General features: G+C 47.9%; 15 protein-coding genes. 8 read left to right on the top strand and 7 right to left on the bottom strand.

Features of this window, described 5'->3' with window-relative positions; genetic code table 11:
- Positions 1-15: 15 nt before the first annotated feature.
- Both B3X29_RS14750 and B3X29_RS14745 read right to left on the bottom strand, forming a co-directional pair.
- Positions 16-762 carry a Slam-dependent surface lipoprotein gene (locus tag B3X29_RS14750; RefSeq protein WP_159339753.1) on the bottom strand — a complete coding sequence of 249 codons (747 nt, stop codon included), beginning with the start codon at positions 760-762 and terminating at the stop codon, positions 16-18.
- Between the two features lie 798 nt (positions 763-1,560).
- Complete coding sequence (locus B3X29_RS14745) at positions 1,561-2,508, bottom strand: AraC family transcriptional regulator (protein WP_159339752.1); 948 nt, start codon at positions 2,506-2,508, stop codon at positions 1,561-1,563.
- A 106-nt stretch (positions 2,509-2,614) separates the two neighbouring features.
- On the opposite strand from B3X29_RS14745, the gene B3X29_RS14740 reads away from it, so the two are divergent.
- Positions 2,615-3,619, top strand: coding sequence for an SDR family NAD(P)-dependent oxidoreductase (locus tag B3X29_RS14740; protein ID WP_159339751.1), 1,005 nt, complete (start codon positions 2,615-2,617; stop codon positions 3,617-3,619).
- A gap of 523 nt (positions 3,620-4,142) precedes the next feature.
- On the opposite strand, the gene B3X29_RS14735 is transcribed toward B3X29_RS14740, so the two are convergent.
- On the bottom strand, positions 4,143-4,928 hold the full coding sequence (locus tag B3X29_RS14735) for an IclR family transcriptional regulator (protein ID WP_159339750.1): 786 nt from the start codon (positions 4,926-4,928) through the stop codon (positions 4,143-4,145).
- 149 nt (positions 4,929-5,077) lie between these two features.
- Here B3X29_RS14735 and B3X29_RS14730 point away from each other — a divergent pair, with 149 nt between their 5' ends.
- Both B3X29_RS14730 and B3X29_RS14725 read left to right on the top strand, forming a co-directional pair.
- A complete protein-coding gene (locus B3X29_RS14730) occupies positions 5,078-6,670 on the top strand; it encodes an MFS transporter (RefSeq protein ID WP_159339749.1) in 1,593 nt (530 codons plus the stop codon).
- A 10-nt stretch (positions 6,671-6,680) separates the two neighbouring features.
- Positions 6,681-7,709: an HlyD family secretion protein gene (locus B3X29_RS14725; RefSeq protein WP_159339748.1), complete on the top strand. Its 1,029-nt coding sequence runs from the start codon at positions 6,681-6,683 to the stop codon at positions 7,707-7,709.
- Between the two features lie 256 nt (positions 7,710-7,965).
- Here the strand turns inward: B3X29_RS14725 and B3X29_RS14720 are convergent, their stop codons facing one another.
- Positions 7,966-9,345 (bottom strand): PLP-dependent aminotransferase family protein, encoded by a 1,380-nt coding sequence (locus B3X29_RS14720; protein WP_159339747.1) that lies wholly within the window; start codon positions 9,343-9,345, stop codon positions 7,966-7,968.
- Positions 9,346-9,453: 108 nt separating this feature from the next.
- Here B3X29_RS14720 and B3X29_RS14715 point away from each other — a divergent pair, with 108 nt between their 5' ends.
- From B3X29_RS14715 to B3X29_RS14705, 3 genes are read left to right on the top strand one after another with little or no spacing between them, the layout of a single operon-like run.
- Positions 9,454-9,879: a GNAT family N-acetyltransferase gene (locus B3X29_RS14715; protein WP_159339746.1), complete on the top strand. Its 426-nt coding sequence runs from the start codon at positions 9,454-9,456 to the stop codon at positions 9,877-9,879.
- A 7-nt stretch (positions 9,880-9,886) separates the two neighbouring features.
- The gene (locus tag B3X29_RS14710; RefSeq protein WP_236560464.1) at positions 9,887-10,495 is read left to right on the top strand and encodes an FMN-dependent NADH-azoreductase; all 609 of its coding nucleotides are present in this window, start codon (positions 9,887-9,889) and stop codon (positions 10,493-10,495) included.
- 15 nt (positions 10,496-10,510) lie between these two features.
- Entirely contained in the window at positions 10,511-10,990 is a 480-nt protein-coding gene (locus B3X29_RS14705; protein ID WP_159339745.1) for a carboxymuconolactone decarboxylase family protein, read from the top strand.
- A gap of 194 nt (positions 10,991-11,184) precedes the next feature.
- Here the strand turns inward: B3X29_RS14705 and B3X29_RS14700 are convergent, their stop codons facing one another.
- Positions 11,185-11,634, bottom strand: a complete 450-nt coding sequence (locus B3X29_RS14700) for a carboxymuconolactone decarboxylase family protein (protein WP_159339744.1) — start codon at positions 11,632-11,634, stop codon at positions 11,185-11,187.
- Between the two features lie 585 nt (positions 11,635-12,219).
- On the opposite strand from B3X29_RS14700, the gene B3X29_RS14695 reads away from it, so the two are divergent.
- Both B3X29_RS14695 and B3X29_RS14690 read left to right on the top strand, forming a co-directional pair.
- A complete protein-coding gene (locus tag B3X29_RS14695; protein ID WP_159339743.1) occupies positions 12,220-12,801 on the top strand; it encodes a hypothetical protein in 582 nt (193 codons plus the stop codon).
- 223 nt (positions 12,802-13,024) lie between these two features.
- A complete protein-coding gene (locus B3X29_RS14690) occupies positions 13,025-13,381 on the top strand; it encodes a DUF4440 domain-containing protein (protein WP_103178574.1) in 357 nt (118 codons plus the stop codon).
- A gap of 279 nt (positions 13,382-13,660) precedes the next feature.
- On the opposite strand, the gene B3X29_RS14685 is transcribed toward B3X29_RS14690, so the two are convergent.
- Both B3X29_RS14685 and B3X29_RS14680 read right to left on the bottom strand, forming a co-directional pair.
- Positions 13,661-13,813, bottom strand: coding sequence for a Hok/Gef family protein (locus B3X29_RS14685; protein ID WP_103824124.1), 153 nt, complete (start codon positions 13,811-13,813; stop codon positions 13,661-13,663).
- Between the two features lie 352 nt (positions 13,814-14,165).
- Positions 14,166-14,306, bottom strand: a complete 141-nt coding sequence (locus tag B3X29_RS14680) for a hypothetical protein (RefSeq protein WP_180210385.1) — start codon at positions 14,304-14,306, stop codon at positions 14,166-14,168.
- Positions 14,307-14,953 lie beyond the last annotated feature (647 nt).

Raw genomic sequence — 14,953 nt, 5'->3', positions numbered from 1 at the left:
TGACCGGAAAACGTTTTATTGACGTGTCGCGCCAAAGGATGCGTTTTTAGTCGTGTCTGCAAACTGCGCCAGACCGCCTAACTCTTCAGCTGTGGGACCATTGAAATGTCCGGTGAAGGTCCCCGCCTGCCCGCCGGATTGCGCATTACCGGTGAATCCACCGTTGGCAATGTTGCCCTGCATCGCAATTTCGCTACCAAAGGTATCATTGCCGGCAATAGTGCCGTTGATGGTTTTCGCGGCGAAATCAATGTTAAAGCTGGCATCGCTCAGGATATTTTCACGCATACCGTGACCTACATAGGTCGCAGTGCCCTGGGTTGGCACGTTAGCCGCGAGCGTGGCATCCCCGGTGTAGAAGACCTCATGCTGACCTTTTTCATACTGTGTCCAGGTACCGAATGTGGTGTAACTCATCCGGCCACAGCACCATGACGTTGAGGAGACCGGGGAACGGTCGTCACGGGTGAGCCGCTGGGTTTGCACCAGGCCCGCAGAGATCCCGGTGCCGCGCATAACATATTCACGGCCCTCAGGGGTGGTGTAGGTCCAACCAGAAAGGGTACCGCCGGTGGTCAGGCTGACCGGTGCCGTGGCAGGGGTTTCCGGGGTGGTACCCGTATTGCCGTTATCCGTTTGCACAGGCGCAGTGGTTACCGGAGGCGTGCTGTCGCCTCCGCCACCACCCCCGCCGCCGCCGCCACCACCACATGCAGTCAACACAAAAGCGGTCAGTAATAAACCAGGTTTTAAAATCCCCATACGCTAAACGTCCTTGGTTGTGAATAAATTCGCAGGATTTGTAACATAATTTTTGCGAATGAATTTACGCCAAAACATTTAGCATCTCTAATGATTAGTCCTTATCGCCGTTCATTCTAAGATTAATCTTAACAACCACTTACACAATGTCTCGCCTGGGGCTCTGTTAATCGGCGTTAATTTAACTTAAGGGGATGAATTAGCGTTTCTTCACGCACGCTTCATTATGTGCCCTTATTCATCCTCTCTTCTGCCTATTACAAATAATGCAACTCAGATTTTTACGTTTTTTAATGGAACAATCCTGAACGTCTTTTAAACCCGATATCAGAGGAATCAGTCTGCTCTGTTACGGCCATGCAAAAGAGGGCGATGCGTTCAGCGGTGCTGATATAGCCCTAAGACTGAAGAGTTCTATAGGTTGCATTGCAGGTGGAAAGCCTGAAAAAGTCGCGATTACCGCCTGCATCAGAAAATTTATAATGGTCCGCTTTGTGTCAGGAGCGGTCGTTGATGACATCGCCGAATATGACGGAGATCGCATCGAGGAAATCGGTGCGAAACGGTTCCGAGTGAATGCATGTTGCCTTGATACCAAAGAGCGCCAGTTCGAGGCTAAGCAATTCGGACCAGCCAGAGTGGTCGAACTTCGTTATATCTTACTTGCGAGCGGAATTACGAGTTGCTTCACGATAAAGTAAGAGGGCTTTTCTCTGTTGCTATGAAAACCAGCGATCGCATCAAGGTTGCGTCAAGGCCTAACAGTTACAGTGCATAGGTTTGAGGTTTTGTGACAAGTTAAGCATCATCAGGTGTTGAGCCACAAACTAAACCTTTTGTGCTGCGATGAGTATTGCGACGAGGAGAGTGGCCCATCACACGCTTGAACGCGATGCTGAACGCAGCTTCGGAGTTGTAGCCAACCGACAGAGCGACCTTGACGACTGAGCTACCTTCGCGGCGCAATTCATGTTCAGCGTGGCGCATCCGCCATTCAGTAAGATAAGTAAATGGCGGTATGCCAGCAATTACACGAAAGTGCTTAGAAAAGCTGGTTCGAGACATGGCGCAAGCACGTGCCAATTCGGTCAGAGTCCACTTTCGGGCCAGATCACTGTGCATTAACGCCAACGCTGGGGCTAACCGCGAATCACAGGCGACTCGAAACCAGCCCGCCTCGTCTGACTCATGTGCGGAAAGGTAGCGGCGCAATATTTGGATCAAAAGTAGATGCGCTAGACTTGAGCAGGCCATTTCAGCACCGGGTACACAACCGGCCGCCTCTTCAACCAATTCCCCGATCAATGCGCTAAGTCGATTCGCACCACTTTCGGAAGCAGAGAAATGTAAAAAATCAGGCAAATTCTCAGCCATCAAGCGCCCGCCTGCATGATTGGTATCAATGTGACCGCCCAGAAACAGGAAATCGTCACCTTGTCCCACTGGGATGATGCGTGAATTTCTACCCGTGTAAACCTCGCTTGAAGGCAGAGGTACTAGCCTCAAATCGCTCGCCACGGTAAATCCGGCGTTGCGTGTGAGTAAAAAAACATCGCCTGTGGCAAGTCGGAAGGGCGTTTCAATTCCATCCAGGGCCAGCAGGCAAGAACCACGACCGATCACAAAAAACTTGATCTTACGTGGTGGCGGGAACCGGATTGACCAATCACCGCCGCCAATGAAACCACCGGCATAGATTGTTCGCGCCTCGACAAGTTCGAGTGTACGGGACAGAGGGTCATGCATTACGTTTTGTACTTTCGCTAAAGAAAAAAGTATTTTAGCGTATTAAACGTACTAATTCACAGGTGCACACTACGGTTTAAAGCAATTAACCACTGGAGTGCTCTATATGACCACGTTGCAAAAGCCGCTCGGTTCAGGATTTACTGCTTATACAACGGCAATTGACGTCATTCGAAGTATTGACTTGACCGGACAACTCGCGATCGTTACTGGCGGTTACGCTGGGCTGGGTCTTGAAACTGCCCGAACGCTCGCTTCGGCTGGCGCACGAGTGATTGTGCCCGCCCGCGACGTAAATCGCGCCCGCCAAATAATTACTGAAATCGGTGGAGGAATTGAAGTCAGGCCGATGGACCTGACCGACCCTGTTTCAATCGATACCTTCGCGCACGGCATAGTGCAATCCGGGATGCCGTTGAATATTTTGGTTAACAGCGCCGGCATCATGGCTTTGCCGGAGTTAGCTCGAGACAGTCGAGGCAATGAGATGCAGTTCTCAACCAACCATCTCGGCCATTTTCAATTGACCCTACGCCTTTGGCCAGCTCTGCTTCGCGCGCACGGCGCGCGCGTTGTATCCGTTTCCTCGCTCGGCCACCGTTTGTCGGATATCGTATGGGACGACGTTAATTTCGAGCGCCGTGCCTATGATGGATGGGGTGCGTATGGTCAGTCAAAGACCGCCAATGTACTATTTGCGGTTGAGCTGGATCGGAGGGGGCGTGACTACGGCGTCCGTGCTTTCTCACTGCATCCGGGAGGTATCGTGACCGGGTTGGCAAAGCATATGTCGATTGAGCAGTTGAAAAACATGGGCAATCTCGATGCAAACGGTAATCCCGTGATCGCTCCTGAACACGACATGAAATCCATCCCTCAAGGCGCAGCGACCCATGTCTGGTGTGCGGTCAGCCCACAACTAAACGGAAAAGGCGGCGTCTTTTGTGCAAATTCAGACATTACCGGGGTTCTGGAAGATGACATGCTTAACCCATTCAACCAGCCGAAAGAACTAACATTAGATGCTATGCCTTATGCTATCGACCAAGTCGCAGCCCAACGTCTGTGGAAGCTGAGCGAAGCTATGCTGAATATTTCTTTTTCAAAGTAATCAAAAGCCCATGGTCGACCTCTCGTTCTAATCCATACAGCATTATATCAAAAGCTAAAACGGTCGAATTCGTGCCATATACCCATGAAACATAAGTGGGTATATGGTAAGTAGCACCAGTGGAAATCATGAATGCATAAAGCTACGTCATTTTCAACTTTTCTTACTGTTACTGAGGTACTTCATTTCACTTGTAGAACTGAACAATAACATCTAAAAACAAAGGCTTTGTACGGTGATAAAGTAAAATTTAATGATCTTTCTGTTTCCCAGAGAGATGTTGTTTACAGCGCAGTGAGGAGGCATTAAAACCTTGATAGCGGAAATGCCAGCCTCGGCCACGCGGAGAATACTGATGAACTGTTCGTCAGAAAATGCTTCTTTATGGGGATGTCCTCACGTTGCTGATGAAGACATTACTAACATCGTGGTGTTAATCAATGGGAGCAGGTCAACGAAGGATGGGGTAGGCCGTGCAAGCGGCCTCACAAATTTCGTTGAAAACACTTATTCCTGCTGTTAGTTATTCTCCTACCGAAATTATTCTTCCAATTTCATTAACTATCGCCTCCTTGCATTGCATGAGTTCTTGCCGATAAAAGGTTTCATGTTTATGGAAACGTGGCGCCGGAACTAATAAGGAGATAGAAAAACGACCAAAAAGTGTGTCCAGCGCTACCGCTATCGTGCAGACACCCTCAAGAGTTTCACCCAGATCAATAGCCAGCCCCCTGGCACGGACATCGGCGATAAGTTCCAGAAGCTGTGGAAGCGTTTTGACTGTCATTCCGGTGAGATCTTCATAGGCTTCGCCTACCAGGATGCGGACATCTTCATCACTTTCCATAGCCAGTAACACACGTCCGCCGGAAGTACTGTAGAGCGGCAAATTAAGTCCAATACGAGGTACAACACGTAATTCACGTGATGCTACAACGTAATGGACGATTGCCAGCTGGGTACCACTGGCACGTGCAAGGGTCACTGTTTCATTAATATTGGCCGAAAGTTGTTCCAGGAAGGGACGTACAAGATCCACTACATCGCTGTGCACACTGGAAATAAGTTTGAGTAGTGCTGGTCCCAGACGCAGGCCACCTGCACCGCTGCTACGCACAAGTTGAGCACTCTCTAAGGCCGCGACTATACGCTGCACCGTTGAACGAGGGAGAGCAACCTCCTGCGCAATTTCCCCCAGACTCATGCCGCCAGGGTGCTTACCCAGCACATTCAAAATCGCAGCTGCGCGGGCGATAACCTGAATCCCCGCGGGTTTTTCATCCTCAAAGCTTGAAGCATTTACGGCCATATAGAGCTCCTTATTGTCCGGTGACGGGCAGCCTGTTACCTCAGTTCATGTATTAATTATCACATTGCAACGGACGCTCTCGCAATGTAAGATGTCACACTGTACCACAATACGGTACATCGTACCGATTTAATGCACGAGAACATTGTATGAATGCACAGCGTTCTACCCCACCCTCGCCCCCCTTTACCTGGCGCCTTGCAATGGGATTTGTGGGTGTACTGATTGCAGCCTTGACCTCCGGCCTTAATGGTCGGGTTATAGATATAGCGCTTGCAGATGTGCGTGCCGGAATTGGCGTGACTTATGATCAAGCCAGTTGGTTCACATCTGCCTACCAGGCCGCGGAAGTAGTGGCGATGATGATCGCACCATGGTTTGCTGTGACTTTTTCGCTGCGTAAATTGGCTCTTGGTTGCGCTGGCGGTTTTATGGTTTGCGGCATACTTTTACCCTTACTACCGAACGCGCAGTTGTTTATTCTCTTGCGAACGATACAGGGCCTGTTTAGCGGTGCACTTCCTCCCTTACTCATGACTGTGGCGCTACGTTTTCTGCCACCATCTATAAAACTTTATGGCCTGGGAGCTTATGCTCTGACTGCGACTTTTGGTCCAAATGTGGCACCTTCACTGGCGGCATTCTGGACAGATGAAGTGAGCTGGATGTTCATGTTCTGGCAAGTGGTCCCCGCCATTTTGATTTCGATGATATTTATTGGCTGGGGTTTGCCGCAGGACCCGATTTATCTCGACCGATTTAAACAGATCGACCTGTTCGGTATGCTTACCGGCTGTTCTGGTATGACGTTTTTAATAATCGCCATCACTCAGGGTGGACGTCTGGACTGGTTTGAATCGCCGTTATTTAATTGTCTGTTATCCAGCGCCATCGTGTGCCTGGCGATTTTTCTGATTAATGAATGGTTTCATCCCCTCCCTTTGTTCAAATTACAGATGCTGGAGAGAAGTAACTTTTCATATGGCCTGATGGCGCTCGCTGTAGTGTTGGTACTGGCGCTGGCTGGCTCGGCTTTGCCGTCCAATTTCTTTGGCAAAGTAGAGGGCTTTCGAACAGCGCAATTTGCGCCACTGGCTTTGACCATTGGGCTCCCGCAGTTAATTATCACCCCGCTTGTTGCCGCACTGCTTAGTCTGCGCTGGGTTGATTGTCGCTGGCTGATAGCTTTCGGGATTGCTCTGATGATTTCCGCCAGCCTGATGGGTATGCAGATAACCAGCGGCTGGGCACGCCAGAATTTCTGGGCCATACAGGTTCTGCAGGCGATTGGATTACCGTCAATTATTTTACCGTTGCTTATGAGCGCAACCAGTGTTGTGGCTCCCCCGGAAGGACATTATGCCTCTGCTATGTTCAATACCGTACGGGGTTTTTCAAGCATCGCTGCTGGCGTTTTAGTGGAATGGTTTATAAATCACAGAGAACAATTTCATTCTAATGTTCTGGTCAATAACGTAGCCAACCGCCCATGGTTGATATCGACACCGGTCAGTGAGCAGGCCAGCAGCAGTATCCCTTTATTACACGACGGCAGCATCAGCAACACCGAGAACATCGCGGGATTTATCACCCTATTGAAACATCAGGCAATTGTTCTGAGTCTGGGCGACAGCTATCTGCTGATGACTGGCTTTGCCGTCCTCCTGTTATTACTCACTATCTGGTTGCCAAAACGTGTCTGGCCGCCCCAGACACGTTTTCAACCTGCCATGACTGAATAGAGGTGGTTAAATGAAATTTTCTGTATCCAGAAGAACGATTCTGCTCAGCGCATTATTAATCCTGATGATGACGATGATATTTTTCGTATGGTCGACAATGCTGAATAATGATACCCGTACCAATGATGCCTATGTAAATGCGGATTACACACTGGTAGCACCAAAAGTATCGGGTTATATCAAAAATATCTATGTCGCGGATAACCAACGGGTTAAAGCAGGGCAAACACTGGCCACGCTGGATGACCGAGACTACAAAATAGCGCTTGAAATGGCGCAAGCTAATTTGCAGCTTAGTCAAGCAAAACACCTGAGCAGCCTTGCACAACTGGAGCAGCAACAATCCATTATTGCCCAGACTAAAGCGACCCTTTTAGCCAGTCAGGCATCGGCGCAGTACGCCAGTCAGAACGCCGAACGTTTTAACAAGCTTTATCAAAGAGGTACCGTCGCTGCGGACGATCAACAAAAAGCCCATTCAACGCAGCGTTCTGCATCCGCAGTCGTTCGTCAGAACGAAGCTGCTCTGACCTCAGCAGAAAAACAGGTAGGCGTGTTGAGGGCTGCATTACGTCAGGCGGAAGCCGATGTTGCAGTCGCGCAGGCAAAGGTCAGTCAGGCGAGGCTTAACCTTTCTTATACGCGTATTGTTGCACCAGTCGATGGGATGGTAGGCCAGCGTTCGGTGCGCCTCGGTGCCTACGTTAACGCAGGGACACGTCTACTGGCCGTGGTTCCGCTACATCAAACTTACATCACTGCCAATTATCTTGAAACACAGCTGGCAAATGTTCAGCAGGGGCAGAAGGTCTTAATTAAAATTGATGCCATGCCGGGCAAAAAGTTTACTGGACATGTCGATAGTATCGCTCCTGCAACCGGCGCAACGTTTTCAGCCATCCAGCCAGACAATGCAACGGGTAACTTTACTAAAGTCGTCCAGCGTTTACCGGTGAAAATAGTGCTGGATGGTAATCAACCCGATGCAAAATTATTGCGCGTCGGGATGTCAGCCGTTCCTGAAATTGAGATCCGCTAATATTCCAGATATTCTCAAAACCCCGCTCTATTTTGGAACGTCTGGCTTAGAACCGGTGTTCCCGTTAGCTATACGTAATATCCTGGAGGAGATATATGGCACCGACACCAGACTAAATTCCTGTTAAAAAACACATGTACTATCACGATTATATTTAGTCGACCCTCATTTACAGGGAGTGATCGACTAAATATTTTTATCAGGCAACGATACGGTTAAACAAGAGATTATTATTCACGCCTGGCTATCAAAAAGCTTAATGCTGCATAAGCGCCAGTGTTTTTTCCTTAACCCGCTCCAAAATTTTCTGCGCCTCTTCGGTTGAGCGAATATTAGTGTATCCAATTACTAACCCATAACGTTTTTGTGTCTGCGCATACCAACTCGAGAGTGGCCGGACGTAAAGCTCGTGCTGTGTCCATAATGCAGCTAATGCAGTATCTTCAATACCGCGTTGCAGGAAGGCGACAATATGCATCCCGCCATCTGTAAGCTCAAATTCAAATAACCCTGGAAAGCTCGTTTCAATTGCTTCAAGCATCATGCGCCGCCGCTGCTGATAGAGTAAGCGCATCTTTTTTATATGCCGGTAGAAATGCCCTTCGCTAAGGAATTGCGCAAGTATTTTTTGCGGCAGTAATGGTAGACCCGTTTCAAGGATTTCGCCCAGTTCACTGAAACGGGCTACCGTCTCCTGTGGTATTACCATATAGCCGATACGCATAGCTGGCATTATCGTTTTACTAAACGTACCGGTATAAATAACCCGGTCATGCATATCGAGGCTTTTCAACGCCGGGATTACTTTTCGTGTGTAATGAAACTCTCCGTCGTAGTCATCTTCGATTATCCAGCTACTGTTTTGCTGTGCCCAGGCCAGCAACTGATGCTTACGCGGTAATGAAAGGCTAACTGCGAGCGGACTTTGATGAGTGGGTGTAACGATAGCGAAGCGTGCATCGTTATGATAGCGCTGAAGATAATCAACATCCATGCCCTGCCGATCAACAGGTATATAGTGCAGGTTGGATGCCATTCGCTTCAATAATTGCTGACCATAAAAGTAGCCAGGATCTTCAAACAGCACTTTATCTTCAGGCTGTGCAAGTACCGACAGAATTAACCGTAAGTTGGCCCGATAGCCGCTGGTAACAAAGATTTGCTCCGGTCGGCAATTCAGTCCTCTTGAAATATTGAGATAACTTGAAATGGCCTCACGTAGCGGCTGAAAGCCCATTACCGGGGGCATGAGCATTTCTTCCGGACGAAGACTTCGCGCCGCTTTTCCCGATATTAGTAACCATTTTTTATGGGGAAATTCATCCAGGGCAGGGATTCCGAGCCTCAGATCACCCTTCCTTTCAGTAACCTGTGTGTTAAGTGAACAAGACGATACAGCGTTGTCTGCGCTGACCGTTGAGGTTAGCCGGAGCTCCGGATTTATATAGGTCCCCTTCGCCCCCAGACTTACGAAATAGCCTTCTCCAGTAAGAATTTCATACGCGGTTTCCACCGTTTTTCGCGCGACCTGCAACTCGCTCGCTAGCGAACGAATCGAGGGGACGCGCTCCCCCGGTTTCAAAAGGCCGTCCTGAATTTGCTGACGATAGCGGGCATAAATCTCTTTGTACCCCATCAAATGCACCTTAAATGTCCTATCAATTAAGTCTAATAATGACCCTTTTTAACAAGACATACAAGATTAAGATATGGCTATTAACTAAGCCACTCACTATGAGGCGTCATGAAGATTGTACATTACGACACAGTCATTGCCCTTGCCCGTTGCTTTGCGCTGATGCAAGAGCTACGCAGCAAACTAACGAATGAGAAACAATTTATCGCCCAGGTACAGCGCCAGCAGGCGCAAGGCTATCGGCTTGCAGGACTGGAGCAGGATGGCAAACCAATGGCGCTGGCCGGTTATCGAGTGCTCGAAAATTTCATTCACGGGCAATTCTGTTACGTCGACGATCTGGTAACAGTGAACGAGGCTCGCGGTCAGGGGATGGGTGCAAAGCTGTTGAATCATTTAGCGGTAATCGCACGTGAATATGGTTGTGGTCAGATAGTCCTTGATACCGCCATTAGTAATTCAGGAGCCCAGGCATTTTATAAACGTGTCGGATACACCGCCCTCGGCCTGCACTTTTATCGCGATCTCACCTGAGGAAAAAATGATGAAACTGCTTCACATTAAAGTCAGCCCGGATTTATCAGGATCGGCATCCCGCGCGGCGTCTGAGCGCCTGGTAGAAAAATTACGCGCGCATCATGCCGGGCTTGAAGAATCAGTGCTGGACCTGGCTCAACGGCCGCTACCACATCTTGATGCATTTACCATTGCTGGTTTTTTTACCCCACCAGACCTACGCAGTGAAGCTCAGCTCACCGCTATTCAGACTTCGGAACAACTGGTAGATCAGCTTTTAGATTGTGACACGCTGGTTATCTCATCACCGATGTGGAACCTCGGCCTGCCTTCTGTGTTAAAGGCCTGGTTCGATCATATAACCCGCGCCGGACGAACTTTCGCCTTTACGCCAGAGGGCAAAAAAATAGGGCTCGTCAGTGGCAAAAAGGTGTATTGCGTTGTCGCCAGCGGCAGCGTATTTGCCCACGGTCCATTTGTAGCAGATGACCAGTTCACGCCATACATTCGCGTAGCGCTTGAATATATTGGCATTACCGACGTGCAATTTATTCGGGTAGACGGCACGCATGATCCCGTCACTCGTACTACAGCATTACCCCATGCACTACAAACCATTGATCGTTTATTTTAAAAAGAGGATTACAATATGTCGTCACGTGTGAATCATTTCAAAACCATCCCGGCACTGGCTAAAACACTTGCCGATGCATCTATGGCATTAGGAAAAATCTCGCTGGATAAAAAACTTAAGCACTTAGTGGATATCCGTGCCTCACAGCTGAATCATTGTGCGTTTTGTCTGGATATGCATGTTAAAGAAGCAAAAATGCATGGGGAGCGTGAACTGCGTCTTTATCACGTTGCAATCTGGCGGGAATCGCCATTATTCAGCGCCAAAGAGAAAGCGGCTCTGGCACTGACTGAAGCGTTGACACGCATTGGTAATGATGGTGTAAGCGAAGCGCTGTACAGCGAATTGCGCGAACATTTCTCTGAAGTGGAAGTATCAGAGTTAACATTCACCATTGCTGTAATCAACGCTTGGAATCGCCTGCAGATTTTATCACAGATGGCACCAGGCTCGATGGATAGCGCTTACGGTCTGGATCGTGCTGAATTACATTGATAAATGTCCGCCGCCAACGCTTCACGTTGGCGGCTTTATTTTTGAATCTAAGCTTGCATAAGTTTCCATACCTAAAAGAATGTTAAGATTGATTATTTTCATGACTTGCTGCTAAAAAATGAAAAAACCGCCTTTCGGCGGTTTTTTCATTGGGGAAATTAATAACCAATCGCGAGAAGAAAACGAATGGTAATTTACGCCTTGGCCAGCGGCTTCATTCGAAAGCTGACGCCCATACGATTAAGTGCATTCATTGTTGCAATAACGATGGTCAAATCGACCAAATCTTTTTCACCAAATACTGAAAGCGCTGCAGAATATGCTTCATCCGAAGCATGTGTCTCACTTACACGGGTAACTTCTTCTGCCCATGCCAATGCCGCTTGCTCCAGATCCGAGAATAAATAAGTAGCCTCTTCCCACACTGGAATCAGTACTATCTTATCTACTGACATACCACACTTTATAAGATCGCGTGTGTGAATATCAATACAATGTGCACAGCCATTAATCTGAGATACTCTTAAAAAAACCAAATGTATTAGCTCTTCCGGAAGATTTGTTCCTTTTGTGGCGAAATGATGTAGCGCTCCCAGTGCCTTTGAGCCTTCTGCAGATACTTGAAACCAATTTGGACGATTCATTTTCTTTCCTTTAGAGATAGTTAGGTAGATGATTTATCTACGGAAATAGCCCCACCTTCTTCAGAAGGGTTACTAATTGATACTTCAGACTTAAATCATAATAATCAAAATTGGCCTATAAAAAAGACACAAGTAAGAACAAAACGCGTAGGACATGATAAAAACGGAATGCCATGACTCTAATTTCACTTTTAATTTATTCAACAATGATGGTTTAGAACGGCCGGTTTTAATCTTTCTACTGGAACTGCACCTTGTGATCTGACTCGGAATCCTACCTCTTGATATGAAAGTTTTGTTCTTACAAGGGGTATGTCTGTATATCTCGCTGCTTCAGTCTTCTTATTCTGACACTGCGCCCTTATCAATTTGAGCAGGATCCGACTTTACCTTTTTTCGGATCTCTGTGTGGCCGGTAATGCGCCCTGTTTACAGGTGGTTAATATTTAACAATGACAGCACCATAACAATAAATATGCATACAGGATTTATATCTGAAACGGAATGCAATAGTTTGTAGTCATCGTGGCATTTTTGAGATAGACGCTATCGATTCTGATAAATCATCCCCCTCTGGAGACAAACATGGCTGAACAGAACGAAAGTACCGAAAAAGGATTCACCCGCACGCTGACCGTGCGGAACATGCCGCTTGATGTGGATATTGAGATCACGGAGCAGGCGAGGGCGGCTGGCAAGTCAAAAAGCGATTTTATCAAAGAGTTCCTGTCGGCCTCGTTCGGGGATCTGATCGGTAACTTCATGCGCGGGAACAGCCTTGTTGCGCTGATGGATAAAGACGTGGCTGGCATGATGGGGGCCGCCCTCGCTGACTACTGGTATGACAGCGCCCAGACGCTGGCCGAGAACCGGACCTGGTGTCGTCTGCTGGGCATTTATAAACAGGAAGATCTGCAGACTATCATGCGTAACGGCGTTCCCCTGCTTGAACTGCGTGCCTCACAGCTGCCTGACATCACGCACATCCCGCATGGCTCCTCACTGGCGTTTGCCCTCTTTATCGAGGCCGCCCGTCGTGATTTACCGACGCTGATGGAGGTGCATAATCAACTGTTCTTCCTGCAGAAAGTGGGGGATTTTCTGGATATGGTCGATCAGATACGCGACGCGCTGCGCCTGCCACCAACGGAGCGGCCCGTGTTCTGAGGCGCAGAAGCGCGCCGGATGCAGGTCGTCGGCCCAGAATTACAAAGACGAAGAAACGGTCGTGGTGACGTGCCGGTACCGGACCTCACGCTGGAAGACTGGGTTAACTGACGGCAGAAAGAGCGCATGAAGGAGGGATGTCCGCTTTGTGCCAGAAGGGGATGTTGCTTTTCAGCGTTCATTGTCCTAAAAGTTAATGGCCCAATGTAATAAGGACAATACTATGCTCCTTGAGAGATTAAAAAGTCTCGAATGTTCTCTTCATGATGACAAGCGGAACGATCGGGAATGGCTTGAAGAGATACTTCATGAGGAATTTCGAGAGATAACGCGATCTGGCATGTTAGTTGATAGGGCAGAAACAATAGAGGCACTTTCTACTGAAGATAAAAGTCCAATAATTCACAGTGACGACTTTAGACTTATCATCGTTAGAAAAAATTTCGCCATATTGCATTACAGAACTTTTGATCCAGATGGCAGTAATGCCTCTCTTCGTTCCTCATGCTGGGAAATGAGTGGCAATGGCCAATGGCAATTGATATTCCATCAGGGAACGCCTGAGTTAAAGCGCGTTTAGATGCAAGATGCAACGTCCGCTCCTCGCTCATAGCGGACGTGACATCAGGTTATTTGGCATAACGCCTTATTAAGCGCCGCATAAAAGGACTGAAGGCATTTATGAATTCTCCCCAAAAACCTCAACAAACCGTCCGAAAATAGAGACTTGCCTAAGATGGATGCTACAACGCTGTTGAAATAAAAATGCCCCGCCTGGCGATACGCCAGACGGGGCAAAAAAACGGGTGCCTGTACCAAACCTACAACCGGATAAGCGGGGATTGCTCCCCGCATACCGCTACTTCTTCGTTTCGTAAGCGAGAACAGCTTTCACTTCCACATCACGCTCCTTAAAGCTCAGCTCGCATAACGTTTCGCGAACCAGAAACGTGACGCCCAGCACAGTTAAAGCCAGCACCAGGATCGCCCAAAAGGCGTACTTGTTAAGCATGTCATTGCCTCCTTGCTAAGAAGAGGCTACCATCCAAATTGTCTGGGTTTGGAGTGGTAGCCCCGGTTGATGGAAACATCTCCGGGGCTTTTGCTTTCTGCATCTCCAGACCTGCCTGAGCTAAGAAAGCATCAGGCACCCGCTGCAATACTACGCTCGTACCGGTGAAAAAACCGCCTTTCCACTGGTTATTTAGCCAGTTAAATTACTTTTTCAGAAAACGTTTAGATGCTGGCATGAAGTGGGTTACATCGACGTCATCACCGGAGCAGAGTGCAATCATGCCAGAGGCGTAGAAACCTCATTCTGTACAACCTTTTTCGTTTGACGAACCTGTACGCTGAGGCGTGCTTCAGTTACCAGGGTTAAGCTGATAGTGCTGGCGATGAAGCATCAGGGCTTCTGCGATGATGTCCTGTTTGCTTTTACGCGTTTCGTAAGCGGTGGCCTGCACGTATTCACAAAGCTCATCATCGATACGTGCGCTCAGCATGGTTAACCGGGCATTTTTACTTTCACCTCGCGGTCTGCGCTTTGATGGATAACTTCTGATTTTGTCCACACTCCCTCCGTCTTAAGCATGCAGTTATTTCATGTCCTGAAATATGAAAGTCTGCTTAACACATGTCAATATTCAAAACCTGAGACATATCTTGTTGAAGATGTGTTAAATTAGAAAGACTTTATCGATAGATTATTTTCAAATGAAAGAAAATAATATGTCTTACAATAGACAGGAAGCGCAGAACGTTATGTTTGCGATTAGACTTCATGAATAAGACTTCAATGATTGTCAAAGTGGCCATCTTTACCGGGATTGCGCAAATGTCAGGCGCACCAGAGCGTTATGTGCCTGAAGAGAGTGATACTCAGAGAGAATGACCCGATACCCTATGCGTTTGAGCTGTACTCTTCAGATAACCCCGTCAAACTCAACCAGAGCAAAAGACTAGTTAAAGACTATTTTATCTAGTAACAACTTTTTAAAAACCGTCACTAAATAACATTATTAAGACAATTAAATAAGTCACTAAAGTTTGACTTTAGTCAAATGAGTCAAGGCTCATAAAGTGCGGTAACCGGACGATATCATGCCCACCAAAGAGGTGGGCTGACCTGTTTAACGGTGGTGATGATGGT

This window comes from Leclercia sp. UBA5076 (genome assembly GCF_002416465.1).
GTDB lineage: Bacteria > Pseudomonadota > Gammaproteobacteria > Enterobacterales > Enterobacteriaceae > Enterobacter.
Note: the sequence above shows the minus strand (reverse complement) of the source record. Positions and strands in the feature narration are given on the sequence as shown.